Origin of the sequence: Streptomyces sp. CA-251247 (assembly GCF_050952975.1) — a bacterium.
GTDB classification, from domain to species: domain Bacteria; phylum Actinomycetota; class Actinomycetes; order Streptomycetales; family Streptomycetaceae; genus Streptomyces; species Streptomyces achmelvichensis.
The window spans coordinates 1,248,109-1,273,092 of record NZ_CP191861.1 but is presented as its reverse complement, the minus strand read 5'-3'; the positions used below and the strand labels follow the sequence as shown (position 1 = coordinate 1,273,092).

The 24,984-nt window shown below is 71.2% G+C and carries 23 protein-coding genes, 1 pseudogene and 1 riboswitch; of the genes and pseudogenes, 15 read left to right on the top strand and 9 right to left on the bottom strand.

The genetic code is table 11. The features are described from left to right. The first annotated feature begins 27 nt into the window (after positions 1–27). The 3 genes and pseudogenes from ACQPWZ_RS05510 to gcvP all read left to right on the top strand — a co-directional run bounded on the left by ACQPWZ_RS05510 (position 28) and on the right by gcvP (position 5,063). Positions 28–1,496 (top strand): annotated as a pseudogene (locus ACQPWZ_RS05510) (DNA polymerase IV). After that, positions 1,496–1,825 carry a hypothetical protein gene (locus ACQPWZ_RS05505; RefSeq protein WP_433570808.1) on the top strand — a complete coding sequence of 110 codons (330 nt, stop codon included), beginning with the start codon at positions 1,496–1,498 and terminating at the stop codon, positions 1,823–1,825. Before ACQPWZ_RS05510 ends, ACQPWZ_RS05505 begins: the two are co-directional and overlap by 1 nt. A gap of 78 nt (positions 1,826–1,903) precedes the next feature. Next, a riboswitch (glycine riboswitch) is annotated at positions 1,904–1,999 on the top strand. Positions 2,000–2,177: 178 nt separating this feature from the next. After that, positions 2,178–5,063, top strand: coding sequence for an aminomethyl-transferring glycine dehydrogenase (gcvP, locus tag ACQPWZ_RS05500; protein ID WP_433570807.1), 2,886 nt, complete (start codon positions 2,178–2,180; stop codon positions 5,061–5,063). Positions 5,064–5,136: 73 nt separating this feature from the next. On the opposite strand, the gene ACQPWZ_RS05495 is transcribed toward gcvP, so the two are convergent. Both ACQPWZ_RS05495 and ACQPWZ_RS05490 read right to left on the bottom strand, forming a co-directional pair. Next, entirely contained in the window at positions 5,137–5,328 is a 192-nt protein-coding gene (locus ACQPWZ_RS05495; protein ID WP_313947578.1) for a DUF5999 family protein, read from the bottom strand. Positions 5,329–5,612: 284 nt separating this feature from the next. Beyond that, entirely contained in the window at positions 5,613–6,200 is a 588-nt protein-coding gene (locus ACQPWZ_RS05490; protein ID WP_340471993.1) for a hypothetical protein, read from the bottom strand. A gap of 484 nt (positions 6,201–6,684) precedes the next feature. On the opposite strand from ACQPWZ_RS05490, the gene ACQPWZ_RS05485 reads away from it, so the two are divergent. Both ACQPWZ_RS05485 and ACQPWZ_RS05480 read left to right on the top strand, forming a co-directional pair. Then, entirely contained in the window at positions 6,685–8,196 is a 1,512-nt protein-coding gene (locus ACQPWZ_RS05485) for a glutamate--cysteine ligase (protein ID WP_433570806.1), read from the top strand. 327 nt (positions 8,197–8,523) lie between these two features. Then, positions 8,524–9,276 carry a CPBP family glutamic-type intramembrane protease gene (locus ACQPWZ_RS05480; RefSeq protein ID WP_433570805.1) on the top strand — a complete coding sequence of 251 codons (753 nt, stop codon included), beginning with the start codon at positions 8,524–8,526 and terminating at the stop codon, positions 9,274–9,276. Between the two features lie 62 nt (positions 9,277–9,338). On the opposite strand, the gene ACQPWZ_RS05475 is transcribed toward ACQPWZ_RS05480, so the two are convergent. Next, a complete protein-coding gene (locus ACQPWZ_RS05475; protein ID WP_433570804.1) occupies positions 9,339–10,160 on the bottom strand; it encodes a PhzF family phenazine biosynthesis protein in 822 nt (273 codons plus the stop codon). Between the two features lie 137 nt (positions 10,161–10,297). Here ACQPWZ_RS05475 and ACQPWZ_RS05470 point away from each other — a divergent pair, with 137 nt between their 5' ends. Beyond that, positions 10,298–10,903, top strand: coding sequence for a PadR family transcriptional regulator (locus ACQPWZ_RS05470; RefSeq protein WP_313947583.1), 606 nt, complete (start codon positions 10,298–10,300; stop codon positions 10,901–10,903). Between the two features lie 116 nt (positions 10,904–11,019). Here the strand turns inward: ACQPWZ_RS05470 and ACQPWZ_RS05465 are convergent, their stop codons facing one another. Beyond that, positions 11,020–11,448, bottom strand: coding sequence for a type II toxin-antitoxin system Rv0910 family toxin (locus ACQPWZ_RS05465; RefSeq protein ID WP_433570803.1), 429 nt, complete (start codon positions 11,446–11,448; stop codon positions 11,020–11,022). A 260-nt stretch (positions 11,449–11,708) separates the two neighbouring features. Here ACQPWZ_RS05465 and ACQPWZ_RS05460 point away from each other — a divergent pair, with 260 nt between their 5' ends. The 3 genes from ACQPWZ_RS05460 (at position 11,709) to ACQPWZ_RS05450 (ending at position 14,512) form a co-directional block, all read left to right on the top strand. Continuing rightward, a complete protein-coding gene (locus ACQPWZ_RS05460; protein ID WP_340471989.1) occupies positions 11,709–12,296 on the top strand; it encodes a Clp protease N-terminal domain-containing protein in 588 nt (195 codons plus the stop codon). Positions 12,297–12,308: 12 nt separating this feature from the next. Continuing rightward, positions 12,309–13,316: an EamA family transporter gene (locus ACQPWZ_RS05455; protein WP_433570802.1), complete on the top strand. Its 1,008-nt coding sequence runs from the start codon at positions 12,309–12,311 to the stop codon at positions 13,314–13,316. 194 nt (positions 13,317–13,510) lie between these two features. Beyond that, positions 13,511–14,512, top strand: a complete 1,002-nt coding sequence (locus tag ACQPWZ_RS05450) for a DMT family transporter (RefSeq protein WP_433570801.1) — start codon at positions 13,511–13,513, stop codon at positions 14,510–14,512. A gap of 96 nt (positions 14,513–14,608) precedes the next feature. Here ACQPWZ_RS05450 and ACQPWZ_RS05445 read toward each other — a convergent pair whose 3' ends face one another. Continuing rightward, positions 14,609–15,277 carry a pyridoxamine 5'-phosphate oxidase family protein gene (locus ACQPWZ_RS05445; RefSeq protein WP_356704635.1) on the bottom strand — a complete coding sequence of 223 codons (669 nt, stop codon included), beginning with the start codon at positions 15,275–15,277 and terminating at the stop codon, positions 14,609–14,611. Positions 15,278–15,300: 23 nt separating this feature from the next. Between ACQPWZ_RS05445 and ACQPWZ_RS05440 the strand changes: the two genes are divergently transcribed. After that, positions 15,301–16,632 carry an aminotransferase class I/II-fold pyridoxal phosphate-dependent enzyme gene (locus ACQPWZ_RS05440; protein WP_433570800.1) on the top strand — a complete coding sequence of 444 codons (1,332 nt, stop codon included), beginning with the start codon at positions 15,301–15,303 and terminating at the stop codon, positions 16,630–16,632. On the opposite strand, the gene ACQPWZ_RS05435 is transcribed toward ACQPWZ_RS05440, so the two are convergent. Further along, positions 16,623–17,792, bottom strand: a complete 1,170-nt coding sequence (locus ACQPWZ_RS05435; RefSeq protein WP_433570799.1) for a DMT family transporter — start codon at positions 17,790–17,792, stop codon at positions 16,623–16,625. The two genes, ACQPWZ_RS05440 and ACQPWZ_RS05435, sit on opposite strands and share 10 nt — an antisense overlap. 7 nt (positions 17,793–17,799) lie before the next feature. Between ACQPWZ_RS05435 and ACQPWZ_RS05430 the strand changes: the two genes are divergently transcribed. Next, complete coding sequence (locus tag ACQPWZ_RS05430) at positions 17,800–18,714, top strand: LysR substrate-binding domain-containing protein (RefSeq protein ID WP_433570798.1); 915 nt, start codon at positions 17,800–17,802, stop codon at positions 18,712–18,714. Between the two features lie 60 nt (positions 18,715–18,774). Here the strand turns inward: ACQPWZ_RS05430 and ACQPWZ_RS05425 are convergent, their stop codons facing one another. Next, positions 18,775–19,242, bottom strand: coding sequence for a pyridoxamine 5'-phosphate oxidase family protein (locus ACQPWZ_RS05425; RefSeq protein WP_433570797.1), 468 nt, complete (start codon positions 19,240–19,242; stop codon positions 18,775–18,777). 138 nt (positions 19,243–19,380) lie between these two features. Between ACQPWZ_RS05425 and ACQPWZ_RS05420 the strand changes: the two genes are divergently transcribed. Beyond that, positions 19,381–20,052 carry a cysteine hydrolase gene (locus ACQPWZ_RS05420; RefSeq protein WP_433570796.1) on the top strand — a complete coding sequence of 224 codons (672 nt, stop codon included), beginning with the start codon at positions 19,381–19,383 and terminating at the stop codon, positions 20,050–20,052. A gap of 30 nt (positions 20,053–20,082) precedes the next feature. On the opposite strand, the gene ACQPWZ_RS05415 is transcribed toward ACQPWZ_RS05420, so the two are convergent. Beyond that, complete coding sequence (locus tag ACQPWZ_RS05415; protein ID WP_433570795.1) at positions 20,083–20,538, bottom strand: Rieske (2Fe-2S) protein; 456 nt, start codon at positions 20,536–20,538, stop codon at positions 20,083–20,085. 94 nt (positions 20,539–20,632) lie between these two features. Continuing rightward, on the bottom strand, positions 20,633–22,759 hold the full coding sequence (locus tag ACQPWZ_RS05410) for a prolyl oligopeptidase family serine peptidase (RefSeq protein ID WP_433570794.1): 2,127 nt from the start codon (positions 22,757–22,759) through the stop codon (positions 20,633–20,635). An 84-nt stretch (positions 22,760–22,843) separates the two neighbouring features. On the opposite strand from ACQPWZ_RS05410, the gene ACQPWZ_RS05405 reads away from it, so the two are divergent. The 3 genes from ACQPWZ_RS05405 (at position 22,844) to fabG (ending at position 24,973) form a co-directional block, all read left to right on the top strand. Further along, a complete protein-coding gene (locus ACQPWZ_RS05405; RefSeq protein WP_433570793.1) occupies positions 22,844–23,695 on the top strand; it encodes a HipA family kinase in 852 nt (283 codons plus the stop codon). After that, positions 23,692–24,075 carry a DUF3037 domain-containing protein gene (locus ACQPWZ_RS05400; protein WP_327685321.1) on the top strand — a complete coding sequence of 128 codons (384 nt, stop codon included), beginning with the start codon at positions 23,692–23,694 and terminating at the stop codon, positions 24,073–24,075. Before ACQPWZ_RS05405 ends, ACQPWZ_RS05400 begins: the two co-directional genes overlap by 4 nt. A 136-nt stretch (positions 24,076–24,211) precedes the next feature. Beyond that, a complete protein-coding gene (gene fabG / locus ACQPWZ_RS05395) occupies positions 24,212–24,973 on the top strand; it encodes a 3-oxoacyl-ACP reductase FabG (RefSeq protein ID WP_340471977.1) in 762 nt (253 codons plus the stop codon). Positions 24,974–24,984 lie beyond the last annotated feature (11 nt).

Sequence of the window (24,984 nt, the reverse complement as noted above, 5' to 3'; positions counted from 1 at the left end):
TCAGTGGCGTAGGGCAGCATCGGAGATGTGAGATCCGCGCCGACGATCCTGCATCTGGACATGGATGCCTTCTTCGCCGCCGCCGAGCAGGCGGCGAAGCCGAGTCTGCGCGGAAAGCCCGTGATCGTCGGCGGTCTCGGTCCGCGCGGAGTCGTCGCCACCTGTTCGTACGAGGCGAGACGCTTCGGGGTCCATTCGGCGATGCCGATGGCCCAGGCCCGACGGCTCGCACCGAACGCCGCGTATCTCGTGCCCCGCTTCTCGCTCTACCGCACGATCAGCGAGCAGGTCATGGAGCTGCTGGGGCGGCTGTCGCCGCTCGTGGAGCCGCTGAGCCTGGACGAGGCCTTTGTGGATCTGGAGGCGGGCGGTGCGGCGGACGACACCGCGTCCGCCCGGGCCACCGGTGAGCAGCTGCGTGCGGCCATCCGCGCCGGCACGGGACTGACCGGCTCGGTCGGCCTCGCCGGGTCCAAGATGCTCGCCAAGATCGCCTCGGAGCAGGCCAAGCCGGACGGCCTGGTGCTCATCGAGCCAGGCACGGAGCGTGAGCTGCTCGGGCCGATGTCCGTGCGCACGCTGCCGGGCGTGGGGCCGGCCACGGGAGAGCATCTGCGCAGGGCGGGCATGACCACGTGCGCGGATCTGGCCGAGGCGGGCGAGGACGAACTGGTGCGGCTGCTCGGCAAGGCGCACGGTGCGTCCCTGTTCCGCATGGCGCTCGGGCACGACGACCGGGCCGTCGTGGCCGAGCGGGACACCAAGTCCGTGTCGGTGGAGGACACCTTCGACGTCGATCTGCACGACCGCGTCCGGATCAGGGTCGAGGTGGAGCGGCTCGCCGACCGGTGCGTGCACCGGCTGAGGGCTTCGGGGCACTCGGGCCGCACCATCGTGCTGAAGGTCCGGCGCTTCGACTTCTCCACCCTCACCCGCTCCGAGACGCTCCGCGGGCCCACGGACGACCCCGCCGTCGTGCGGGAAGCGGCGGGGAGGCTGCTGGAGTCCGTCGACACCACGGGCGGGGTGCGGCTGCTCGGCGTGGGCGTGACGGGCCTTGCGGACTACACACAGGAGGATCTCTTCGCACAGGCCGCTGCCGCCGGTGAGAGCGCGGGAGAGCCGGCCGAGGGCGAGGCGGTTGATGCTGTGCTGCCGTACCGGGACGAGAAACCGCCGGAGCCGGAGCCCGCGGCGGCTCTCGCCGAGCGACGCTGGCCCGCGGGCCACGACGTACGGCATGCGCAGTTGGGGCCGGGGTGGGTGCAGGGGAGCGGGATCGGGCGGGTCACCGTCCGGTTCGAGGAACCGACCTCACCGCCGGGACGCGTCCGCACCTTCCGGGTCGACGACCCGGACCTGGAGCTGTCCGACCCGCTGCCACTGGTGACTCCCCCGAGGGGGATCAGTCCTCCTGGCCGGCGACACGGCCGAAGGAGCGGTCGCCGGACGAGGGCGCGGGGGTGTCCGGCGGAGTCGAGAGATCGAGCCCGTAGTGGTGGTAGAGCTGAAGCTCCTGCTCCGGCGAGAGATGGCGGCCCACTCCGAAATCGGGGGCGTCCTTGATCAACGCGCGTTCGTACGGCACCCGCAGTCCGTTGTCGACGAACTCGCTCGGCTCCAGAGGGACGAAAGCGTCCCTGCTGAAGAGCCCGGTGCGGACGGCCGCCCATTCGGGTACGCCGGTGGCATCGTCGAGATACACCTCGTCCACAGTCCCGATCTTGGCCCCGTTGCGGTCGAACGCCTTGCGGCCGATCAGGCTGCGCGGATCGATGTCGGTCTGCACGGTCCCTCCAAGAGGTCGCAACTGCTCCGTAAATGATACGAAAGTGCACATCGAGGGTGTCGGCCACTTGAGCGATCGACGAGAGGACGCGCTGGTACGCTGACTAACGGCTGCTGACCCCGTGCGGGAGAGTCCACCGGAAGCAACGGTGGCGCCGAAGGAGCAAATCCTCCCCGGAATCTCTCAGGCACCCTGTACCGCACGGACGAGGTCACTCTGGAAAGCAGGGCGGGCGTCGGACGGCATCCGCTCTCACCGACGGTGAAAGCCGGGTTCCCGCGTGGGGATCCGGTGAAGCTCTCAGGTTGAGATGACAGAGGGGGAGGCCGTCCGGGTACCCGCGCCGTGGTGCCCCTCGCAGGTCGCGTCAGACCAGGAGGCCTCCATCATGACCGCCAACCGCATTCCGCTCGCACAGCTGGAGCGAGGCACCCCCTTCGAGCAGCGCCACATCGGACCCGACGCCGAGGCGCAGGCCAAGATGCTGGCCCAGGTGGGATACGGCTCGCTCGACGAGCTCACCGCGGCCGCGGTTCCCGACGTCATCAAGAACGCCGAGGCGCTCGCGCTGCCCGAGGCGCGCACCGAGCCCGAGGTCCTTGCCGAGCTGCGGACCCTCGCCGACCGCAACACGGTCCTGGCGCCGATGATCGGCCTCGGCTACTACGGCACGTTCACGCCGCCGGTCATCCTGCGCAACGTCATGGAGAACCCGGCCTGGTACACCGCGTACACGCCGTACCAGCCCGAGATCTCCCAGGGCCGGCTCGAAGCCCTGCTGAACTTCCAGACCATGGTCGCCGAGCTGACGGGCCTGCCCACCTCGGGCGCCTCGCTGCTCGACGAGAGCACCGCCGCCGCCGAGGCCATGTCGCTCGCCCGCCGCGTGGGCAAGGTCAAGAACGGCGTGTTCCTCATCGACGCCGACGTCCTGCCGCAGACCCTCGCGGTGATCGAGACCCGCGCGGAACCGACCGGTGTCGAGGTCGTCACCGCCGACCTGCACGACGGCATTCCGGCCGAGATCGCCGAGCGGGGCGTCTTCGGCGTCCTGCTGCAGTACCCGGGCGCCTCGGGAGTCGTACGCGACATCAAGCCCGTGATCGAGCAGGCGCACGAGCTCGGTGCGATCGTCACCGTCTCCGCGGACCTGCTGGCGCTGACCCTGCTCACCTCGCCCGGTGACCTCGGCGCGGACATCGCGGTGGGCACCACGCAGCGCTTCGGCGTTCCGATGGGCTTCGGCGGACCGCACGCCGGTTACATGGCGGTGCGCGAGAAGTTCGCCCGCAGCCTGCCGGGACGGCTCGTCGGCGTCTCCGTGGACGCGGACGGCAACCGGGCCTACCGCCTCGCGCTGCAGACCCGCGAGCAGCACATCCGCCGGGAGAAGGCCACCAGCAACATCTGCACCGCGCAGGTGCTGCTCGCGGTCATGGCGGGCATGTACGCCGTCTACCACGGGCCCGAGGGCCTGCGGACGATCGCCCGGCGCACCCACCGCTACGCGACGCTGCTCGCCGAGGGCCTGCGGGCCGGCGGCGTGGAGGTCGTCCACGGCGCGTACTTCGACACGCTCACCGTCCGCGTGCCGGGCAAGGCGGCCGACGTGCTGCACGCCGCCCGTGAGGGCGGGGTGAACCTGCACCTCGTCGACGCCGACCACGTCTCCCTCGCCTGCGACGAGACCACGAACCGTGCGCAGCTGACCGCCGTGTGGGGCGCCTTCGGCGTCGACGCCGACATCGAGGCGCTGGACGCGGCCGTCGCGGACACCCTGCCGGACTCCCTGCTGCGCACCGACGAGTACCTCACGCACCCGGTCTTCCACCAGAACCGCTCCGAGACGGCGATGCTGCGCTACCTGCGCCGCCTCGCCGACCGTGACTACGCGCTGGACCGCGGCATGATCCCGCTCGGCTCCTGCACCATGAAGCTGAACGCGACCACCGAGATGGAGCCGGTGACCTGGCCCGAGTTCGGGCAGATGCACCCCTTCGCCCCCGTCGACCAGGCGGCCGGGTATCTGACGCTCATCCGCGAGCTGGAGGAGCGTCTCGCCGAGGTCACCGGCTACGACAGCGTCTCCATCCAGCCCAACGCGGGTTCGCAGGGTGAGCTGGCCGGACTGCTCGCGGTCCGCGCCTACCACCGCGCCAACGGCGACGACCAGCGCACCGTCTGCCTCATCCCGTCGTCCGCCCACGGCACCAACGCCGCGAGCGCCGTCATGGCCGGCATGAAGGTCGTCGTGGTCAAGACCGCCGACGACGGTGAGATCGACGTCGAGGACCTGCGCGCCAAGATCGAGCAGTACCGCGACGAGCTGTCGGTGCTGATGATCACCTACCCGTCCACGCACGGCGTCTTCGAGGAGCACGTCGCCGACATCTGCGCCCAGGTCCACGAGGCCGGCGGTCAGGTGTACGTCGACGGTGCCAACCTCAACGCGCTGGTCGGCCTCGCGAAGCCGGGCAAGTTCGGCGGCGACGTCTCGCACCTGAACCTGCACAAGACCTTCTGCATCCCGCACGGCGGCGGCGGTCCGGGCGTCGGCCCGGTCGGTGTGCGCGAGCACCTCGCCCCGTACCTGCCGAACCACCCGCTCCAGCCCACGGCAGGCCCGGAGACGGGCGTGGGACCGATCTCCGCCGCCCCGTGGGGCTCGGCGGGCATCCTGCCCATCTCCTGGGCGTATGTCCGGCTCATGGGCGGCGAGGGCCTCAAGCGGGCCACACAGGTCGCCGTGCTCGCGGCCAACTACATCGCCAAGCGACTGGAACCGCACTACCCGGTGCTCTACACCGGCCCGGCGGGCCTGGTGGCGCACGAGTGCATCGTGGACCTGCGGCCGCTGTCGAAGGCGACGGGCGTCAGCGTCGACGACATCGCCAAGCGTCTGATCGACTACGGCTTCCACGCGCCGACCATGTCGTTCCCGGTGGCGGGCACGCTGATGATCGAGCCCACCGAGAGCGAGGACCTGGGCGAGATCGACCGCTTCTGCGAGGCGATGATCGCCATTCGCGCGGAGATCGAGAAGGTCGCGTCGGGCGCCTGGCCCGCGGAGGACAACCCGCTGCGCAACGCCCCGCACACCGCGGACGCGCTGGGTGGTGCGTGGGAGCACTCCTACAGCCGTGAGGAGGCGGTCTTCCCGCCCGGCGTGAGCGCCGCGGACAAGTACTGGCCGCCGGTGCGACGGATCGACGGCGCGTTCGGCGACCGCAACCTCGTCTGCTCCTGCCCGCCGCTGGAGGAGTACGACAACTGACGGGCGACGCGTATGCGTCGGGGCCGGTACGGAGGATGAGTCTCCGGCCGGCCCCTTCTCGTACGGACGGCGCTCAGGCGGCCGTCATGACCTGGCGGTGCGGCGCGATGATCTGCCCGTCGGGCAGCAGCTCACCGGTGTCCTCGAAGAGGAGTACGCCGTTGCACAGCAGGCTCCAGCCCTGCTCCGGGTGGTGCGCCACCAGGCGCGCCGCTTCCCTGTCGGCAGAGTCGGATGTCGGGCAGGCTGGTTGGTGCTGGCACATGGGTGGGTTCTTTCGCTGCGGTGTGAGTGTCCTGCGGCTGGATGAAGTGTTCATGGCCGCCCCCCGTATCTGTCGGTCCGATCCCAGTGTTGCCCCACGGGCGTCAATCCGCAGGGATTTCGCGGCAGCTCTTCTTACTGGTTAATGACGTATCACCCGGGCGGACGGTTCAGCTCAACTGAGCTGTCCTTTCGGGTGGTTCAGGGGGGCCGGTTCGGGCTAGTCCGGTCGGGGCGGCAGTGCGCCCCGCGACCGGACGGTCACGGGGCGCGAACAGCGGTTTTTCAGGCCGGCGAGCCGAGCAGCGGCGCGGGGGTGAGCCGCAGGGTCATCACCGGAAGCAGATCGGCGACCCGGTGCGGCCGGTGGGCCGCGATGCCGGGAGGGGCCGGGGCGAGAGGGACCAGGACATCGGTCGGGAGAGGCATGCCCGTCGATGCGTCCGCGTCGGTGTCGCCGTGCAGCCACAGGGTGAGCATGTAGAGCTCGGGAATGGACAGGAGGCGGGGCTGGAAGGCGGTGATCATGGACTCCGCCTGCCGCAGCGCGCGTTCGGTGGAGGTGAGATAGGGGCCTTCGAAGAAGTGCGAGAAGGTCCAGCCGTCGGCGGTGAGTGTCGTCTCCGCGGCGGCCACACTTCTCTCTCCGCTGCGGATGAGGAAGCGCCAGCCGGTGAGGCGGGTGCACGGGCGGCCGGCGCTCGGCACGATCCGGTCCAGTACGTGGACGGGGAGCGGCGATTCGGGACTGACAGGTCCCTGGACGGACCTCAGTGCTGGTGTGCGGTCCTCACGGACGGCGGTAGGGGAACCGAGTGCCGCAAGGACGCTGCGGAGGGCAGGCGCGGGAGCCGGGGGGACATGCAGCGGCATGATGGGTCGCCTCTCACTTGGAGACACGGTGAAACGTGGGCAGGTGCGGACGGCACTGTCAGCGTGCGGGGTCAGAGGGGGGCCGGGACAGGCCGCCGGGCGCCAACTCTCTGCCTCGTTTGCGGAGTTTATACGACACGTGTTCTCACAATGTTTCCGCTAGTGCTCGCGCGTATTTCCCGCAAGGCAGGTTCAGGTCTTTTTCCTGCGGAGTTTCAGGGGGTTTTAGCCGGCGTGCAACGCCGCGGCCTGGGATTTCATCTACGGGCCGGTAGGCCGAAACCCGTCGGCGTTTTTCACCAGGGGGCCGGTGCTGGAAACTGCGTTCTGCATCATGCCGAGTGAATGTGCCGCTCGGGCGCGCATCCCACAGTAGCGGTCACCGGGCGTTCCCGCCGCGTTATAGATCAGCCTGCCGGGGCATTATCGTCCGTGACGCGAGCGACCAGAGCTGCGTGGAGCCCACTCGAGGAGGGACCCTTCGATGGGGGAGAAGGTCGTGGCAGGCGGTATCGCGCTGTCCGATCGGCAACGCCACCGCCGGAAGTTGCAGCAGTGCCTGGCGGGACTGGGGCGACTGCTGGACGAGAAGAGGTTCGACCGGCCCAAGAATCTCATGGGGCTGGAGATCGAGCTGAATCTCGCAGGTGCCGACGGGCTGCCTCGGATGATAAATGCGGAGGTTCTGGAACGCATCGCGAGCCAGGATTTCCAGACCGAGCTGGGAATGTTCAATCTGGAAGTGAACATTGTGCCGCACAGGCTCGGCGGTCAGGTGCTGGATCAGCTGGGGGAGGAGTTGCGCACCGGGCTCGGATATGCGGACCGGAAAGCGAACGAGGTCGGCGCGGGCATCGTGATGATCGGCATCCTGCCGACCCTCGCGCAGGACGACCTGGTGTCGGCGAACCTCTCCGACGTCGACCGCTACACGCTGCTGAACGACCAGATCGTCGCGGCCCGCGGTGAGGACTTCGCCCTGGACATCGACGGCGTCGAGCGGCTCACCTGCACCTCGGCGTCGATAGCCCCCGAAGCCGCCTGCACCTCGGTGCAGTTGCATCTTCAGGTGACGCCCAACCGCTTCGCCGATGTGTGGAACGCGGCGCAGGCGGTCGCCGGCGTACAGGTGGCGGTGGGGGCCAACTCCCCGTTCCTGTTCGGCAGGGAGCTGTGGCGCGAGTCGCGGCCCCCGCTGTTCCAGCAGGCAACCGACACCCGGCCGCCCGAGCTCCAGGCCCAGGGCGTACGGCCGCGGACCTGGTTCGGCGAACGGTGGGTGGATTCGGCGTACGAGCTCTTCGAGGAGAACCTGCGGTACTTCCCTCCGCTGCTGCCGATGTGCGACGACGAGGATCCGCTGCGGGTGATCGAGGACGGCGGCATCCCCGGGCTCCATGAACTCGTGCTGCACAACGGCACCGTGTACCGCTGGAACCGGCCGGTGTACGGCGTCGCCGACGGCGTGCCCCATCTGCGGGTCGAGAACCGGGTCCTGCCGGCGGGGCCCACGGTCACCGACGTGATCGCCAACGCCGCGTTCTACTACGGGCTGGTGCGCGCACTCGCCGAGGAGCCGCGTCCGGTCTGGAGCAGGCTGCCGTTCTCGGCCGCCGCGGAGAACTTCGACGCCGGGTGCCGGTACGGCATCGAGGCGGAACTCCAGTGGCCGCGTCCGGGCCGGGCGGGCGGCATCACCAAGGTGCCCGTCGCCAAGCTCGTGCGCGACGAACTGCTGCCGCTGGCCGCCGCCGGGCTCGACGCCTGGAACATCGAGCCGGCCGATCGCGACAGGTACCTCGGGGTGATCGAGGAGCGGTGCAAGCGGCGGATGAACGGCGCGTCCTGGCAGGCGGAGACGTACCACCGTGCGCTGGAGGCGGGCCTGGGCAGGGACGCGGCTCTCGCGGCCACCACACGTCGCTACTGCGAGCTGATGCGTGAGGGCGACCCGGTCCACACCTGGCCGGTCGGCTTCCCGGGGCCGCGGAACTGAGCGGGAACGGGCCGATGGCGCGAGACCTGCACACACCGAGACCTGCACACAGATCGGGCGCGCCCGACGCGGTCATGTGCGCCCCGCTCGCCGGGGCTGTCCGGCGGGTGATCGGTCGGGCCCCCGGTCCCGCCCGGCAACGGCCGGTCGGGACCTGCCTCCCTTCCCCGACCGTGCGTCGGGCAAGCTGTGACGTCTCAACCTGTGGTGTTGCTCCGGCGATGTCCGCCGGCGGCACGAGGATGGGGACGAGACGGGCTCGGTCTATGGGAGGCACGTGTGCAGGCGGATGCGGGACGCGTGGCTGATCCTCTCCCCGGGGAGGGCATGCCGCGGAAGATCTTGCGGTCCGAGATGCTCCTGGTGCTCGCGCTCTCGCTGGGCGCGAGCGGAGTGTCGGCGCTCATCAGCTTTATCGGGTCGCTGACGAAGCCGGGCGGGCTGAAGGACCAGGCGGCGACGCTGAACGGGTCGTACGCGCCGGGCCGGCCCTGGCTCGACCTCTCCTGGCAGCTGTTCGGCATCGCCTCCGCCCTGGTGCCGGTGCTGCTGGTGGCCCATCTGCTCCTGCGCGAGGGGGCCGGGATGCGGGCGATCGGCTTCGACCGGAGCCGGCCGTGGTCCGACCTCGGACGCGGCACGCTCGTCGCGGCGGGGATCGGCAGCGCCGGACTCGCCTTCTATCTGGCCGCGCGCGCGTCCGGGTTCAACCTCACCGTCGTGCCGGAATCGCTGCCCGACGTGTGGTGGAAGTACCCGGTCCTGATCCTGTCGGCGATCCAGAACTCCGTCGTGGAGGAAGTGATCGTCGTCGGGTATCTGCTCCGCAGGCTCGACCAGTTGGGCTGGACGCCGATGGCCGCGCTGGCGGCGAGCTCCGTGCTGCGCGGCTCGTACCACCTCTACCAGGGCATTGGCGGCTTCGTCGGCAACATGGTGATGGGCGTGGTCTTCGTCCTGCTGTACCGGCGCTGGGGACGGGTCGGGCCGCTCGTGGCCGCCCACGCACTGCTCGACATCGTGGCGTTCGTCGGATACGGGCTGCTCGCCGGGAAGGTGAGCTGGCTGCCCACGATGTGACGCGGTCGAGCGTGGTGACCAGGGGCGTACGGCACATGCCGTGCGCCCCTGTCTGTGCGCGGTCAGGGAGCGGTGAGCAGGTCGCCCTCGATGACGGTCACGGCGCTGCCGGTCAGCGCGGTGCGCTCGCCCCGCAGCGAGGTGCGGACCAGGCCGGAGCGGGCGGACGCCTGGAGCCCGGTCAGATCCGTACGCCCCAGACGTGCCGACCAGAAGGGTGCGAGGGCCGTGTGGGCGCTGCCCGTCACGGGGTCCTCGTCGATGCCGACCCGCGGGAAGAAGCACCGCGAGACGAAGTCGTAGCCGGAGGCCGGGTCGTCGGCGGCGGCCGTGGCGATGACACCGCGGTCGGAGATGTCGACGAGGGCCCGGTGGTCCGGGCGCAGGCCCCGCACGGTCTTCTCGTCGGCGACCTCGACGAGGAGATCGCCGATGTGCGGACCCGTGTCGTGCACCGAGAGCACCTCCGCTCCCAGCGCTCCGGCCAGGGAGGGCGGGATCTCGACAGCCGTCAGGGGGGAGGTCGGGAAGTCGAGCGTGATCGTGCCGTCGTCCCCGGCGGTGGCCGTGAGGATGCCGCAGCGCGCGGCGAACCGGACCGTGCCCATGCCGGCAGCAGTGGTCTGCAGAACATGGGCGGTGGCCAGCGTGGCGTGGCCGCACATGTCGACCTCCGTGGCCGGGGTGAACCAGCGCAGCGCCCAGTCGGCGTCCCCGCCGGGGGGCAGCGGGTGAGCGAAGGCGGTCTCCGAGAGATGGACCTCGGTGGCCACCTGCTGGAGCCAGGCATCGGCCGGGAAGCCGTCGGCGTCCAGCAGCAGGACTCCCGCGGGGTTGCCGGCGAAGGGGCGGTCGGTGAAGGCGTCGACGATTCGAATCCGCATGAGCCGACCGTAGGGGCCGCACAAAGCCGCAGGCCAAGGCCAATCCGGGATCGGCGGCCCCATGAGTGTTGTCATGCGAGCTATTCCGATATATCGTTGACGCATCGCGACAGATCAACGATGGAAGGGGCGTAGTCATGCGTTCATCAGGACACGAACACGGTCACCGTCAGGGACACTGCGGACCCGGCCATCAGGGTCGGGGCGACTTCGAAGGGCGCCGGGGAGCGTTCGGTCCGTTCGGACCGCCGTTCGGCGGCGGACCCTTCGGCGGCGGGCGCGGTCGTGGCGGCGGCAGGGGAAGGGCGCGGCGCGGTGACGTGCGTGCCTCGATCCTGGCGCTGCTGAAGGACCGCCCGATGCACGGTTACGAGATGATCCAGGAGATCGGCGAGCGCAGCGGCGGGGCGTGGAAGCCCAGTCCCGGCTCGGTCTACCCGACGCTCCAGCTGCTGGAGGACGAAGGCCTGATCACCAACCAGAGCGAGGGCGGCAAGAAGCTGTTCACGCTCACGGAATCGGGCCGTGCCGAGGCCGAGTCGGGGCCGGACGCCCCGTGGGAAGAGGCCGGGCGCACCGTCGACTGGGACACGGTCAACGAGATCCGGCAGGCCGGCTGGGGGCTGATGGAAGCCTTCGGGCAGGTCTGGAAGACCGGCAGCCCCGAGCAGCGGCAGAAGGCCGTCGAGGTCATCAACGAAGCCCGCAAGAAGCTCTATCTGATTCTCGCCGACGAGCACTGACCCGTGGACGAGTAGACCCGTGATGGACGGCAGGGCCCCGCGCATCCGCGCGGGGCCCTGTTCCTGTTCATGGGGCGGGTGGCAGTTGGGTGGGTGACGGGGGTGCCGGGGTGAGGTCAGGCGACCAGGCCGCCCAGCTTGCGCAGTGACTCGTTGAGGGCCGCCGTCGCCGAGTCCTTGAGCTTGCCGGCCATGAGCGAGACCGCCGCGCCCGTGAACTCGCCGTCGATCCGCACCAGCGTCGCGTCGCCCTCAGGGGTGAGCGAGTAGCGGTTGCCGACATTGACGCCCATCGGGCCCTTGCCCCTGATCCCGAGCAGCCTGCCGGACTCGAACTCGTCGACGGTCCAGGTCACTTCGGCGGGGAAGCCCATCAGCTTCATGTTCTCCTCGTAGGTGGCGCCGACTTCGAGAGTCGTCGGCCCGCCCTTGGGGAAGCTGGTGTGCGTGGCGTTCCACCGGCCGTACCCGGTGAAGTCCGTCAGCTCGGCCCAGACCTTCTCGGCCGGTGCCTCGATGCGTGCCTCGGCGCTGACTTCGGCCATACGACCACCCCTTCGTATCGGGTCACGGTGTCGCGGAACGTAGTCGCAGTGCCGCGAACATTCAATACTGATGAACAGTCAGTAATGGGCGGGGGAGTGCTCGTGTGGCCGGGCAAGGCGGCGCGCGAGAGTCGGGAAGAACTGTCTCGATCTCATCCGTAAGGAGGAGAAACCGTCCAGGTGTGCCCAACCTCCGTGGGATGTGCAAATGAGCCCCTCCGGGGACGCCGGGGCCCTCGGCGGCTGATGAGGTGGGAGATGTGCAGAGTCCTACCCCGCGGCTGCCGCAGCAGCCCGCCGCCACCCGCGCGGAGAACGACGCCCGACTGACCGTGGAACTCGCCTCGGTGCTCGCGAGTGCGCGCCGGCGGGCGCTGCGTGACGGAGACCGGCAGATCGACACCGCGCATCTGTTGCACTCCCTGCTCGAGGCCGACGCCGATGTCCGTGCAGCGTTCGGGCCCGGGCCTCAGGTGGCCAGGGTGCTCGGCTATCTCGTGCAGCGCAGCATCGGGTACGGGCTGCGCTGGCAGGGCTCGGTGGAGGACTCGGGCGCGGTGCCCGTCGTCCGCGCCCCGCAGGTGGACACCTCCGGATACTCGCCGTCGGCCGTCGCGGCGATCCAGGGTGCGCTGGAGGGGGCCGAGCGGCGCGGCGAGGCCCGTGCCGGGGGCGTCGATCTCCTGGCCGCTCTCGCCGCCGACGGGGAGTGCCGCGCCGTGGAGGTACTCGCCAGGGCAGGGGTGGACGCGGCGGAACTGGGCGGGCGGATCGAGGCCGGGCCGCCGGTGGGATCGGGGTCGCGTCTCGACATGTGCAACGGGGTCGACGGTCCTGACTCGCGCTGACATGATGTGCCGATGCAGGCGTCTTGGGGAAGGAACGCAGGCCTGGGACTCGCCCTGGGCTCGGCGTTCGCGTTCGGTGGATCGGGTGTCGCGGCCAAGCCGCTGATCGAGGCGGGTCTCGACCCGTTGCACGTGGTGTGGCTACGGGTGGCGGGCTCGGCGTTGATCATGCTGCCGGTGGCCTGGCGCCACCGCGACCTCGTACGCCGGAGGCCCGCCCTCCTCCTCGGCTTCGGGCTTCTCGCCGTCGCGGGCGTCCAGGCCTGCTACTTCGCCGCGATCTCCCGCATCCCCGTCGGTGTCGCGCTGCTCATCGAATATCTCGCGCCGGCCCTCGTGCTCGGCTGGGTCCGCTTCGTGCAGCGCCGGCCCGTCACCCGTGCCGCGGCCGTCGGGGTGGTCCTCGCCGTCGCCGGACTGGCGTGTGTCGTCGAGGTCTGGTCGGGACTGACCTTCGACGCACTCGGTCTGCTGCTGGCGCTGGGCGCCGCGTGCTGCCAGGTCGGCTACTTCGTCCTGTCCGACCACGGCGGTGACGGCGACAACGCCGCCGACCCGCTGGGAGTCATCGCGTACGGACTGCTCGTCGGCACCGCCGTGCTGACCGTCATCGCCCGGCCCTGGTCGATGGACTTCTCGCTGCTCGGCGGGAGCGCCTCCATGGGCGGGACCGCGGTCCCCGCCGGGCTGCTGCTCGCCTGGGTGGTGCTCGTCGCCACCGTCCTCGCGTACGTCACCGGTGTCGTCTCGGTGCGCAAGCTGTCGCCGCAGGTGGCGGGCGTGGTGGCCTGTCTGGAGGCGGTCATCGCCACCGTGCTCGCCTGGGTCCTCCTGCGGGAGCACCTGTCGGCGCCGCAGATCGTGGGCGGTGCCGTGGTGCTGATCGGGGCGTTCATCGCCCAGTCCCAGGCGCCGAAAGCCCCGTCCGGGCCCGTTGCCTCCGGGTCCGTGGTCGCGTCCGCAGCGGATGCGGGCGTCACGGACGAGGAGCGGTTGTCGGTCGAGAGGGCCGGAACGTAAGGTGGCGATCATGCACTTGACCGTCCTTCCGCCGCCTGCCGCATAACGCGGGCGGCCAGCCGTTGACGAAGACCGGGCTCGGGGTGTCCCCGAGCGGGTCGTCGCTGCCCGCGTGACGGAGCCGAGCGACCACCATCCCGTTCTTCACACGGAGAAGTCACGTGCCGAATCTTTCCTCCACGTCCGCTGTCGGCGTGTCCGCGCAAGCTGCCGTTCCGGTGCAGATCCCGCTGCCCGTGGGACGCAGCCTCCTCTACCTCGTCTTCGCCGGAGTCGCCTGGGGGACCGCCGGGGCGGCCGCCTCGCTGGTCTTCCGGCTGAGTGACCTCGGTCCTCTCTCGCTCTCCTTCTGGCGCTGCGCCGGGGGACTCGTCCTGCTGCTGGCTGCGCTCGCGCTGCGCGCCCGGCGGGGCTCGGTGGGCCATGCCGCCCATGCCGCCCGTGCCGCGCATGCCGCCGCCGAGCCGCGGCGGCGCCGGCTGGTGCGGATCCTCGGTACGGGGATCGGGCTCACCGTCTTCCAGAGCGCGTACTTCGCGGCCGTGCAGTCGACCGGCCTGGCCGTGGGCACGGTCGTCACCCTCGGCGCGGGACCCGTCCTCATCGCGGTGGGTGCGCGGCTGACCATGGGCGAGCGCCTCGGCCGGGGCGGCATCGTCGCCGTCACCGGCGCGCTCGCCGGACTGGCCGTCCTCGTCCTGGGCGGTGGGGGCGGCACGGTGCGGCCGGTCGGCGTCGCACTCGCCCTGCTGTCGGCGGCCGGATACGCGGCGATCACGCTCCTGACCCGGTGGCTGGGCCGGGACGGCGGCGGCGACTCGATGGCCACGACGGCGTGGGCGTTCGGTATCGGAGCGGTGGGGCTGCTGCCGATGGCCCTCGCCGAGGGCCTGTTGCCGCACACCGACGAACTGGGGCACGTCGTGTGGCTGCTGGCGTATGTCGCCGCCGTACCGACCGCGCTCGCGTACGCGCTCTACTTCGCGGGAGCCGCGGTCGTACGGGCGGCCACCGTGTCGGTGATCATGCTGCTGGAGCCGGTGAGCGCGGCGCTGATCGCGGTGACGCTGCTCGACGAACGGCTCACGGCGGCGACCGTGGTGGGCACGCTGCTCCTGCTCGCCGCGGTGGCGGGACTGGCCGTCGCGGAGACACGGCCGACGAGGCCGACGAAGCCGGCGAGGTCGGCGGCCTGACGTCGCGGGTGGCCGGGCCGGGGTCTCGAACCGGCCCGGCCCCTTGCCATCCGGGCCGGGCGCCGCGCCGGACCTGCCCGGGCCCGGGTTCGCGCCTCAGCGGGAGGCGATGTACTCCGGGAGCGCGATCGATGCGTCCAGGTCCGCGGCGGGGATCGCGGGCCCGTACGACGTGTGCAGCGGGAGGACCCCCGTCCAGTGCGGGAGTTCCGTGTCCTCCGGCTCGTCGTTCGGGCCGCCGGTGCGCACCTTCGCGGAGACCTCCGTCAGGTCCAGTCGCAGGACCGCCGTCGCCGCCAGCTCCTTCGGGTTGGCGGGCCGGGAGTCCTCGGCGCGGCCCGGCACGACCTGGTCGACCAGGGCGTCGAGGGCGGCACGCTTCTCGGCCGGGTCGGTCACCGGGTGGGCCGTCGCGTGGATCACGACCGAGCGGTAGTTGATTGAGTGGTGGAAGGCGGAGCGGGCGAGGACCAGTCCGTCGACGTGGGTGACCGTCAGACAGACCGGCAGGCCGGGGTCCGGTGCTCCCGCCATGCGCAGGGGGCGTGACCCCGTCGAGCCGTGGACGTACACATGGTCGTCGACACGGGCGAAGAGTGTCGGCAGCACGACGGGTGCGCCGTCCCGGACGAAGCCGAGATGGCAGAGGTAGGCCTCGTCGAGTATGGAATGAACCAGCTCGCGGTCGTACGAGGCGCGCTCCCGCGCACGGGTGGGGACGGTGCGTTCCGTCGCTTCGTAGACGTCCGGCATTGCGATCTCCATTGCACTAGTGCATAATACTGTTTGTGCTAGGAGAGTATCGGATCGAAGGTCGGCGTGCATCGGAGATTGCCGCCAGTGTCGAGCGTGCGGTCGGTGCGGGAGAGCTGGAGCCGGGGCAACTGCTGCCTCCCATGAGGGAGTTGGCGACCCGTCTCGAGGTGAACCCGAATACCGTCGCCGCCGCCTACCGGACGCTGCGCGAGCGCGGCGTCATCGAGACGGCGGGCCGCCGGGGGAGTCGGGTGCGTCCGCGCCCGGCGAGCACCTCGCGCGGATCGATCCGGGTCGACGCGCCGCCCGGCGTGCGCGATGTCGGCAAGGGGAACCCGGACCCCTCCCTGCTGCCTCCCCTGGGCGAGGCTCTCGCCGCGGCCGCCCGCCGCAACGAACGCGAGCCGGGGCTCTACGGACTGGAGCCCGTGGATGCCGAGTTCGGGGAGCTCGTCCGCGCCGGGCTGGACGCCGACGGGGTGCCGGACGGCCCGGTCGCCGTCACCTCCGGCGCACTCGACGCCATCGAGCGGGTCCTCGCGGCCCATCTGCGGCCCGGTGACGCCGTCGCCGTCGAGGACCCCGGCTGGGGAAGCCTGCTGGACCTGGTGACGGCGCTGGGGCTGAAGCCCGTGCCCGTGGCCCTGGACGACGACGGGCCGCTCACCGCCGAGGTGGAGCGGGCGCTGGAGGCCGGCGCCCGGGCGCTCGTCGTCACCGACCGCGCCCATAACCCCACCGGTGCCGCTGTCGGCGCCGCCCGCGCCGCCGAACTGCGGGCCGTCCTGGCCCGGTTCCCCCGGACCCTGCTCATCGAGGACGACCACGGCCACGCCATCGTCGATCTGCCGCTGCATCCCCTCGCCGGTGTCACGGACCACTGGGCGTTCGTGCGTTCCGTCGCCAAGGCGTACGGCCCGGATCTGAGGGTCGCGACACTGACCGGCGACACCGTCACCGTCGACCGCGTCTCGGGACGGCTGGGCCTGGGGCCCGGCTGGGTGAGCAGGTTGCTCCAGCGCGCGGTGGTCCATCTGTGGACCTCGGACGCGGTCGACGTGCCGGCGGTGGCGCAGTCCTACGGGAGGCGGCGTGATGCCCTCGTACGGGCGCTGGCGCGGCGCGGTGTCGAGGCGTACGGCCGCAGCGGCATGAATGTCTGGGTGCCGGTCGGCGACGAGACGGGCGCGGTGGCGCGGCTGCTGCACGCGGGATGGGCGGTCGCGCCGGGCGCGAGGTTCCGGATGTCGTCGCCGCCCGCGGTACGGATCACCGTCTCGGACCTCGATCCGGACGAGATCGAGGCGGTGGCCGAGGTGCTGGCGGCGACGGTCGGGCCGGCTCCCGCACGCAGCTACGGCTGAGGGGCGGGCGCCTTCGCGGCGGAGGGGGCGTCCGGCGGGCGCACGGCATCTTCGGCCTGCGTCGCGACCGGTGCGGCGGCAGCCGTGGCTGGTTCGCCTGCGGACTCCGGCTCGGCGGCGGACCCCTCCGTCCTCGGGCCGGCGACCATCGTCGCGGTCCTCGGCTTCGCCCGGCTCTGCGTGAGTGCCGCGCCGGCCAGCACGATCAGGGCGCCCACCGGTGTGTTCCAGCTCAGCTGCTCGCCGAGTACGAGGACGCCCGCCGCGGTGGCGATCACCGGAATGAAGTAGGTGACCATCTGGGCCGTCGTCGGACCGACCTCATGGACCAGGCCGTACTGCACCAGCAGGGCGAACCCGGTGCCGAGTGCGCCGAGCGCGACCACGGCCAGCAGCGGGACGACCGGGAACGACGTCGGCATCGTCGTGAACAGCGGTGTGACCACGGCGAGTTGAACCGTCGCCAGAAGCAACTGCGCGCCCATCAGGGAGAGGTTGGAGTGGCTGCTGCCCGCCAGGGTGCGGCGCACGTAGATCCAGCCGACCGGGTAGCTCAGCGATGCGAGCAGCGCCATCGCCGTACCGCCGACGTCGAGCCCCGAGAAGCCCTGCCACGCCCCGAGCACGGTCAGTACACCGAGGAAGCCGATGCCGAGGCCGGCCACCCGGCGCCGGGTCGGACGGTCCTCGGAGAGGGCGACCACGGACAGGACCATCCCCCACAGCGGCGAGGTGGCGTTGCAGATGCCGGCCAGGGTCGAGGGGATCGTGAGTTCGGAGTAGGCGAAGAGGGAGAAGGGCAGCGCGTTGAGCAGGAAGGCGGCCACCGTCAGATGGCCCCAGGTCCGGAGCGAACGCGGCATCCGCTGCCGGCGCACCGACATCGCCACGGCAAGGACCGCGGTGCCGAAGAAGAGCCTGCCCAGGGTCACCTGGAACGGTGCGTACGCCTCCGTGCCGACCTTGATCAGCAGAAAGCTGAAGCCCCAGACGGCGGAGAGTGCGGCGAAGCGGATACGCCAGTCGAGCCGGGGCGGCCGGGAGCGGCGCGGCGGGGGTCCGAGGAGGTCCGGGAGGAAGCGGCGGCGGTCATGACAGCCAGCTTCGTCGCCACAACCTCGTAGAACAAGCGAGAATTTGTTGCCGCATTCACTTAGCATTGCTTACATGTTGAATCTGGAGCGCCTGCGGACCCTGGATGCGCTGGCCCGCCACGGCTCGGTCAGCGGCGCGGCCGACGGACTGCACGTCACGACCTCCGCGGTCTCCCAGCAGATGGCCAAGCTGGAACGGGAGGTCGGCCAGCAACTGCTGGCGAAGAACGGGCGGGGTGTCCGGCTCACCGACGCCGGCCAGCTGCTCGCCGACCATGCCGCGCGCATCCTCTCCCAGGTCGAACTCGCCCAGTCCGACATCGAGGCGCGGCGCGGGCAGGTGGTCGGCGAGGTCCGGATCGGCGCCTTCCCGACGGCGGCCCGCGGACTGTTCCCCGCGGCGATCTCCACACTGCACCGGCAGCATCCCGAACTGGGCGTCCAGTCACGCGAGATGGAGCCGGAGCAGGCCATTCGGCACGTCATCAGGGGAGACCTCGACCTGGCCGTGGTGCTCGACTGGAGCAACAAGCGGCTGCCCGTGCCCGGCGGTCTTGCCCAGGCGCATCTTCTCGACGACGCGCCCGATGTGGCGATGCCCGCGGACCACGCGCTCGCCGGCCGCAGCGAGGTCGACCTCGCCGAGTTCGCCGAGGACGAGTGGGTGTCCTGGCCGGAGGGCGAGTTCTGCCACGAGTGGCTGGTCTTCACCCTGCGTTCGCACGGCATCGAACCGCGGATCTCGCACCTGGCGGGGGAGCACCACACCCAGCTCGCGCTGATCGCCGCGGGGCTCGGTGTCTGCGTCACCCCCCGGCTCGGCCGGGGCCCGGTGCCGGAAGGTGTCGCACTCGTTCCCGTACGGCAGCAGATGCAGCGCCATGTGTACGCGGTCTGGCGCACGGACGCGGACCGCCGCCCCTCGATCAGGGCGGCGGTGACGGCGCTGCGGGCCGCGGCCGCGGCCGCGACCGGGTCGGAGCGCTGACACCGCCCTCGAAGCCGGGCCCCGTCACCGCCGTCTTGCCGAACCCGGCACGCCGTCGCGTCAGAGTGCGGACATCTTCCTGAAGTCCCAGGACGCGACCGCGTCGGGCGTCAGCCGCAGCCAGGCGTGCCTGCCGTCGTGGGGCATCTCGTCGAGCCCGAAGTTCTTCCGCGTGAACAGCGCTTCGGGAACGTCCAGTTCGGGGCAGGGCTCACCCGTCCGCGGGGCCTCCCCGACGAACACCGCGCTGCCGGAGAGCTCCACGCCCCGCAGTTCGCCGTAGTCCTCGCCGTCGTCGACCACGACGGCGAGCCGGGGATCGCGGCGCAGATCGGCCCAGCGCCGGCTGCGGGTCAGGGAGTACAGCCACAGGGACGTGCCGTCCCAGGCGAACCACAGAGCGCTGACGTGCGGGTGGCCGTCGGCCGAGACGGTGGCCACGCGGCAGGTGCGCTGCTCGGCGAGAAACGCGTCCAGTTCACCGGCGCTCATCATGATCCGGCGGCCCCGGCGCTGTTCGACGGCCATGGCGGCCCCTCCCTGTAGCTGACGGTGTGTCAGAAATCATGAGGGCTCTTCCCTCTGCGCGCAATGGAGGCTACTGTCACGCGCCCGGTCCGGCCCGTGACACCCGGTCGGTCGGACCGCGACACCCGAGGGGGAGCCGTGTCGAGTGCCGACCAGCTCGCGGAACAGCTCGATCCGGTGACCACGGCGCTGCTCACCGTCGAATGCCAGCAGGGCGTGGTCGGCGACCACAGCGCCCTGCCCGAACTCGCCGCGCAGGCCCGGTCGTCGGGCGTACTCCAGCAGGTCGCCCGGCTCGTCGCCGGAGCGCACGAGGCGGGCGTCCAGGTGCTGCACGCGGTGGCGGAGCGCCGTCCCGACGGCCGCGGCGCCAACCACAACGCCCGCCTCTTCCGGGCGGCCGGGCGCCTTCCCGTCCAGCAGCACTCCGGCACGTCGGCGGTGCGCATCGCCCCGCCGATCGAGGTCGCGGACGAGGACCTCGTCGTACGCCGGCTGCACGGCCTGTCGCCCATCGCCGGTACGGACGTGGACGCGCTGCTGCGCAATCTCGGCTGCCGCACCGTCATCGTCGTCGGCGTCTCGGCGAACATCGCCGTGCCCAACGCCGTGTTCGACGCGGTGAATCTGGGCTACACGGCCGTCGTGGCCCGGGACGCCATCGCGGGGGTGCCCGCCGACTACACCCCCGCGATGATCCGCAACACACTCGCCCTCGTCGCCACGATCGCCACCACCGACGAGGTGCTGACCTGCTGGAAACGCCCGCGCCGCACCCGGCGGGACCGGACGGCGTCGGAGGCGGGCTGAGGCCGGGTCGTGTCTGCCAGATCCCTTCGCCTAGGCGAGCTTGATCGAGTTTCCGTCGACCGTGATGTCGGCCGGCGGCAGCGGCGTGGTGGCCGGCCCCGCCTTGACGCTGCCGTCGGTCGCGTCGAACTTGCTCTGGTGGCACGGACAGGTGATCACGCCGTCGGCGACATCCTTCACCGCACACCCCTGATGGGTGCACTTGGAGGAGAACGCCTTGAACTCGCCCGCCCTCGGCTGGGTGATCACCACGTCCCCGACGACCTTGCCACCGCCCTCGGGGATGTCGGCGGTCGTCGCGATCACCTTGCCGCCAGCGCCACCCGTGCCCCCGGTCCCGCCGTCGCCGGGCTGCTCGGACACGGAGCCCCCGCTGTCGTCCGAGCCTCCGCACGCGGTCAGCGCGACGGCGAGACCGGCTCCGCCCGCGGCGGCGACGACCGTCCGACGTGCGATGGTGCGGGACGGCCCCTGTGATCCGGTCATGACTGCTCCTTCTGTCTGTACGGTCCCTGTCGGCCAGACATCAGCCGGTTCCTCGTGATGGTGTACGGCCCTCTGTTCGGCAGCGTTCAGATTCTCAAACTTTCAAGGACTTTCTCAGGAAGTCGGCCTCCCACAGCAGCAGGCTGCTCGCCTGGTCCTGTTGCGTGACCATGTGGGTCGCCCCCGACAACGGGAGCACACTGTGGGGCCTCCCGGCCGCGAGCAGGGCCGATGAGAAGCGCAGCATGTGGGCGAGAACCACATTGTCGTCCGCCACCCCGTGCACCAGAAGCAGCGGCCGCCTCAGCTGATGGGCGAACGGGACGAGTGAGCTGCGCTCGTACGCCTCGGGGGTGACATCGGGGTGCCCGAGGAAGCGCTCCTCCCAGTGCGTGTCGTAGAGCCGCCGGTCGGCCGGGGCCGCGCCGGCGACGGCAGCGTGGAACACCTCGGGGTGGTGCAGTACCGCGCCGGCCGCCAGATAACCGCCGTAGGACCAGCCACGGATCGCGACCGCGTCCAGATCGAGGAAGGGATGCCGCTCCGCCGCCGCGTGCAGGGCGTCGATCTGGTCGTCGAGCGCGGGCGTCAACCGGTCTCCCCGGACCGCCTTCTCCCACTCCCTGCCCCGGCCGGGCGTGCCCCGGCCGTCCGTCACGAGCACCGCGAAGCCCTGCTCGGCGAACCACTGCGACACGGCCGTCCACCACCCTCCGGCCCGGACGACGATCTGCATGCCGGGGCCCGCGTACGGGTTGAGCAGCACCGGCAGCCGGCCCGAGCCCGGCTTGTACCAGGAGGGGAGGAAGAGCTGGCTCCGCAGGTCACGCCTGCCGAGCGAGAGGAACACCGGCCGGGGGGTGACCAGTGGTTGCTCGGCCAGTACGGCGATCCGCCCGGCGGGGCGGCCGCCCTCGAGGACGGTCACGGTGCGGCCCTCGTCCGTGACGCTGTCCAGGACCACGGTGTCCCCGCCGACGGAGGCGGTGTGGACACCGGCGGCTTCGCTGAGGCGAACGAAACCGGACGCCGGGCCCCAGCACCAGACATGGACTTCGGTGGGGTCTTCGTTCGCGGTGAACCACACCCGCTCGCCCACCGTGCCGACCACCTCGCGGACGTGCAGTCCGGCCGGGGAGGCCTCGTCGCCGATACGCAGTCCCCGCCTCCCGTCCGGGTGGTCGAAGGTGCGGACCGGTGTGCCCAGCGAGGTACGGCCGGGATCTCCCGGCACCAGGTCGACCCACGCCGGATCGCGCCGTGTGCGGAGGACCTCGGTCGCGCCCGACCGCGGGTCGACGGCCAGCAGCTGGGCGGTGCGCTGGTCGCGTGTCTGCACCTCGACCAGCGGACCGAGCGCGTCCCAGGAGACCGCGGCGACGTATTCGAAGGCGGTGTCGGTCCAGGTCCCCGGCTCGTGGGACTCCTGGTCCGCGGCGGCCGGCAGCCGCACGGCCGTGCGGCTGCCGGTGCCGTCGAGGCGCACGATGTGCAGGGACACCTCGGCGTTCGCCGTCCCCGCCGCCGGGTAGCGGACCGATCGCGGCTCCTTGGCCGGCTCGGACGGATCGCCGATGTACCAGCGCTGCACGCCGGAGTTGTCCACCCGGGCCACCAGCAGGGCGTCCGAGTCGGGTGACCACCAATGGCCCCGGGACCGCCCGATCGACTCGGCGGCCACATGGTCCGCGAGGCCCCAGGTCACCTCCGGATCCTCCGGGGCGGCGAGCAGCCGGTCCTCCGAGCCGTCGGTCCGCACGGCACGCAGTGCACCCCCGGTGACGTACGCGACGGCCGTGCCGTCCGGCGACGGGCGCGGGTCGACCACCGGGCCGGCCGTGGCGATCCGGCGGGGGGCGCCTCGGTCGGTCCGCACCACCCACAACTCACCACCGAGCGCGAAGGCGGCGAGCGTCCCCTCGGCATCGGTCGCGTAGGACACCACTCCCGAGGACGTCACCCGGGCGCGTTCCCTGCGGACCTTCTCGGCCTCGGGTTCGTCCTCCCGCCCGCCGAGCGCGGCCGGATCGGCGAGTACGCGCTCCCTGCCCGCCTCGTGCATCCACAGCCGGCTCACCGGGTCGTCTCCGGCCGTGCCGCGGACGAAGAGCACCCGCCGGCCGTCGGGCGAGACGGTGAAGAGCCGGGGGACACCGAGGGAGAAGCGGCGGGTACGGGCGAACTGGCGGGGGAAGCCGGGGGCTTCGATGTGATCACTCATGGGGCATCGTGCTCAGGTTCCGCAGCGGCCGAGCAAGCGAATAAGCTCGTGATCCTGTCCATGGCCCCGACGTACTGTGGGGCCATGCTCCCCGAAGTCACAGCGACCCGCTATGTCACGCCGCTGCGTGAGGGCGGCTCGCTCCCCGGCATCGTCGAGGCCGACGATCTCGGCACGTACGTCATGAAGTTCACCGGTGCAGGGCAGGGCCGCAAGACCCTGGTCGCCGAGGTCATCTGCGGCCGGCTGGGCCGCCGGCTCGGTCTGCGCGTGCCCGACCTGGTGACCATGCAGCTCGACCCGGTCATCGGTCTCGGCGAGCCCGACCAGGAGGTGCAGGAGCTGCTGAAGGCGAGCGGCGGACTGAACCTCGGCATGGACTTCCTGCCGGGCTCGATCGGCTTCGACCCGCTCGCCTACGAGGTGGACCCGGCCGAGGCCGGCAAGGTCGTCTGGTTCGACGCGCTGATCAACAACGTCGACCGCTCGTGGCGCAACCCCAACATGCTGGTGTGGCACGGGGATCTGTGGCTCATCGATCATGGAGCCACCATGATCTGGCACCACAACTGGCCCGGAGCCGCCGCTTCGGCCGCCAAGCCGTACGACGCGTCCGACCACGCGCTCGCGCCGTTCCGGCCGGACATCGCCGCCGCCGCGGCCGAGCTCGCTCCGCTCGTGACCAAGGAGCTGCTGACCGAGGCCGCCGCGGACGTTCCCGACGAGTGGCTGGTCGACGAACCCGGCTTCGAGACCACCGACGCCCTGCGGCGTGCCTATGTCGAGCCCCTGCTCGCCCGCGCGGCGACGATCCACGAGCGGATCACGCTGACCGCGCCGTCCAAGCCCCGGTCCTCCCAGGCCCCCGGCTGGCTGACCGGGCATCTGACTCCCTGGCCGCACCCGGCCGAGGCACAGAAGGCGGCGGGCGAATGAGCGAGCGTGAGGTCTTCGAGTACGCGGTGCTGCGGGTCGTGCCCCGTGTGGAGCGCGGTGAGTTCTTCAACGCGGGCGTGGTGGTCTACTGCCGGGCCCGGTCCTTCGTCGCCGCCCGTACGCACCTGGACGAGGTGAAGCTCAAGGCGCTGGACCCGCATGCCGATGTCACGGGAGTACGGGCCGCTCTGCACGCCGTCGAGGGCGTCTGCCGCGGCGGGGACGACGCGGGTCAGGCATCGCGCGACGACGCCGGCCGCCGGTTCCGCTGGCTGATCGCACCGCGCTCGACCGTCGTCCAGCCCGGCCCGGTGCACACCGGGCTGACCGCCGATCCGCAGGCCGAGGCCGAACGGTTGCTGGAGCTGCTCGTACGGTGAGTGACCCGGCGCACGCGGTGGGCCGTTGACACCGCGTGCCATGGCTTCTAGCGTCTCGTCTGCTGAAGGTACTAAGCGGTCGCTCATCCGTCGGGACGTACCGGATGAGCCGCATCCAAGGGCGAGGAGAACCAGCATGTCCACCACCGAGCAGCGCGTCGCTGTCGTGACCGGCGGGGCGCGCGGCATTGGCGCAGCCACCGCGGTCCGGCTGGCGGCCGAGGGCCGTGCCGTAGCCGTACTCGACCTCGACGAGGCGGCCTGCAAGGACACGGTCGAGAAGATCACCGCGGCGGGCGGCACGGCGCTCGCCGTCGGCTGCGACGTCTCCGACAGCGCTCAGGTGGAGGCCGCTGTGGGGCGCGTCGCCGCCGAGCTCGGCGCGCCGACGATCCTCGTGAACAACGCGGGCGTGCTCCGCGACAACCTGCTCTTCAAGATGAGCGAGTCCGACTGGGACACCGTGATGAACGTGCACCTCAAGGGCGCGTTCCTGATGGCCAAGGCGTGCCAGAAGCACATGGTCGACGCCGGGTTCGGCCGTATCGTCTCGCTGTCCTCCAGCTCGGCGCTCGGCAATCGCGGCCAGGCCAACTACTCCGCCGTCAAGGCCGGTCTCCAGGGCTTGACCAAGACCCTCGCCAAGGAGCTCGGCAAGTTCGGCATCACCGCCAACGCCGTCGCGCCCGGGTTCATCGTCACCGAGATGACGGCCCAGACGGCGGAGCGCGTCGGCATGGGCTTCGAGGAGTTCCAGGCCGCCGCCGCGACGCAGATCCCGGTCCAGCGCGTGGGGTACCCCGAGGACATCGCCGGCGCCATCGCCTTCTTCACGGGCGACGACGCCGGCTTTGTCTCCGGCCAGGTCCTGTACGTCGCCGGCGGACCGCTCAACTGAACCGGGAGACG

Bases quoted from the DNA above. Each gene is read 5' to 3' on its own strand.
- gcvP (WP_433570807.1), top strand. From the start codon at position 2,178: ATGACCGCCAACCGCATTCCGCTCGCACAGCTGGAGCGAGGCACCCCC.
- ACQPWZ_RS05495 (WP_313947578.1), bottom strand. From the start codon at position 5,328: ATGTGCCAGCACCAACCAGCCTGCCCGACATCCGACTCTGCCGACAGG.
- ACQPWZ_RS05490 (WP_340471993.1), bottom strand. From the start codon at position 6,200: ATGCCGCTGCATGTCCCCCCGGCTCCCGCGCCTGCCCTCCGCAGCGTC.
- ACQPWZ_RS05485 (WP_433570806.1), top strand. From the start codon at position 6,685: ATGGGGGAGAAGGTCGTGGCAGGCGGTATCGCGCTGTCCGATCGGCAA.
- ACQPWZ_RS05480 (WP_433570805.1), top strand. From the start codon at position 8,524: ATGCCGCGGAAGATCTTGCGGTCCGAGATGCTCCTGGTGCTCGCGCTC.
- ACQPWZ_RS05475 (WP_433570804.1), bottom strand. From the start codon at position 10,160: ATGCGGATTCGAATCGTCGACGCCTTCACCGACCGCCCCTTCGCCGGC.
- ACQPWZ_RS05470 (WP_313947583.1), top strand. From the start codon at position 10,298: ATGCGTTCATCAGGACACGAACACGGTCACCGTCAGGGACACTGCGGA.
- ACQPWZ_RS05465 (WP_433570803.1), bottom strand. From the start codon at position 11,448: ATGGCCGAAGTCAGCGCCGAGGCACGCATCGAGGCACCGGCCGAGAAG.
- ACQPWZ_RS05455 (WP_433570802.1), top strand. From the start codon at position 12,309: ATGCAGGCGTCTTGGGGAAGGAACGCAGGCCTGGGACTCGCCCTGGGC.
- ACQPWZ_RS05445 (WP_356704635.1), bottom strand. From the start codon at position 15,277: ATGGAGATCGCAATGCCGGACGTCTACGAAGCGACGGAACGCACCGTC.
- ACQPWZ_RS05435 (WP_433570799.1), bottom strand. From the start codon at position 17,792: ATGCTAAGTGAATGCGGCAACAAATTCTCGCTTGTTCTACGAGGTTGT.
- ACQPWZ_RS05430 (WP_433570798.1), top strand. From the start codon at position 17,800: ATGTTGAATCTGGAGCGCCTGCGGACCCTGGATGCGCTGGCCCGCCAC.
- ACQPWZ_RS05425 (WP_433570797.1), bottom strand. From the start codon at position 19,242: ATGGCCGTCGAACAGCGCCGGGGCCGCCGGATCATGATGAGCGCCGGT.
- ACQPWZ_RS05415 (WP_433570795.1), bottom strand. From the start codon at position 20,538: ATGACCGGATCACAGGGGCCGTCCCGCACCATCGCACGTCGGACGGTC.
- ACQPWZ_RS05410 (WP_433570794.1), bottom strand. From the start codon at position 22,759: ATGAGTGATCACATCGAAGCCCCCGGCTTCCCCCGCCAGTTCGCCCGT.
- ACQPWZ_RS05405 (WP_433570793.1), top strand. From the start codon at position 22,844: ATGCTCCCCGAAGTCACAGCGACCCGCTATGTCACGCCGCTGCGTGAG.
- ACQPWZ_RS05400 (WP_327685321.1), top strand. From the start codon at position 23,692: ATGAGCGAGCGTGAGGTCTTCGAGTACGCGGTGCTGCGGGTCGTGCCC.
- fabG (WP_340471977.1), top strand. From the start codon at position 24,212: ATGTCCACCACCGAGCAGCGCGTCGCTGTCGTGACCGGCGGGGCGCGC.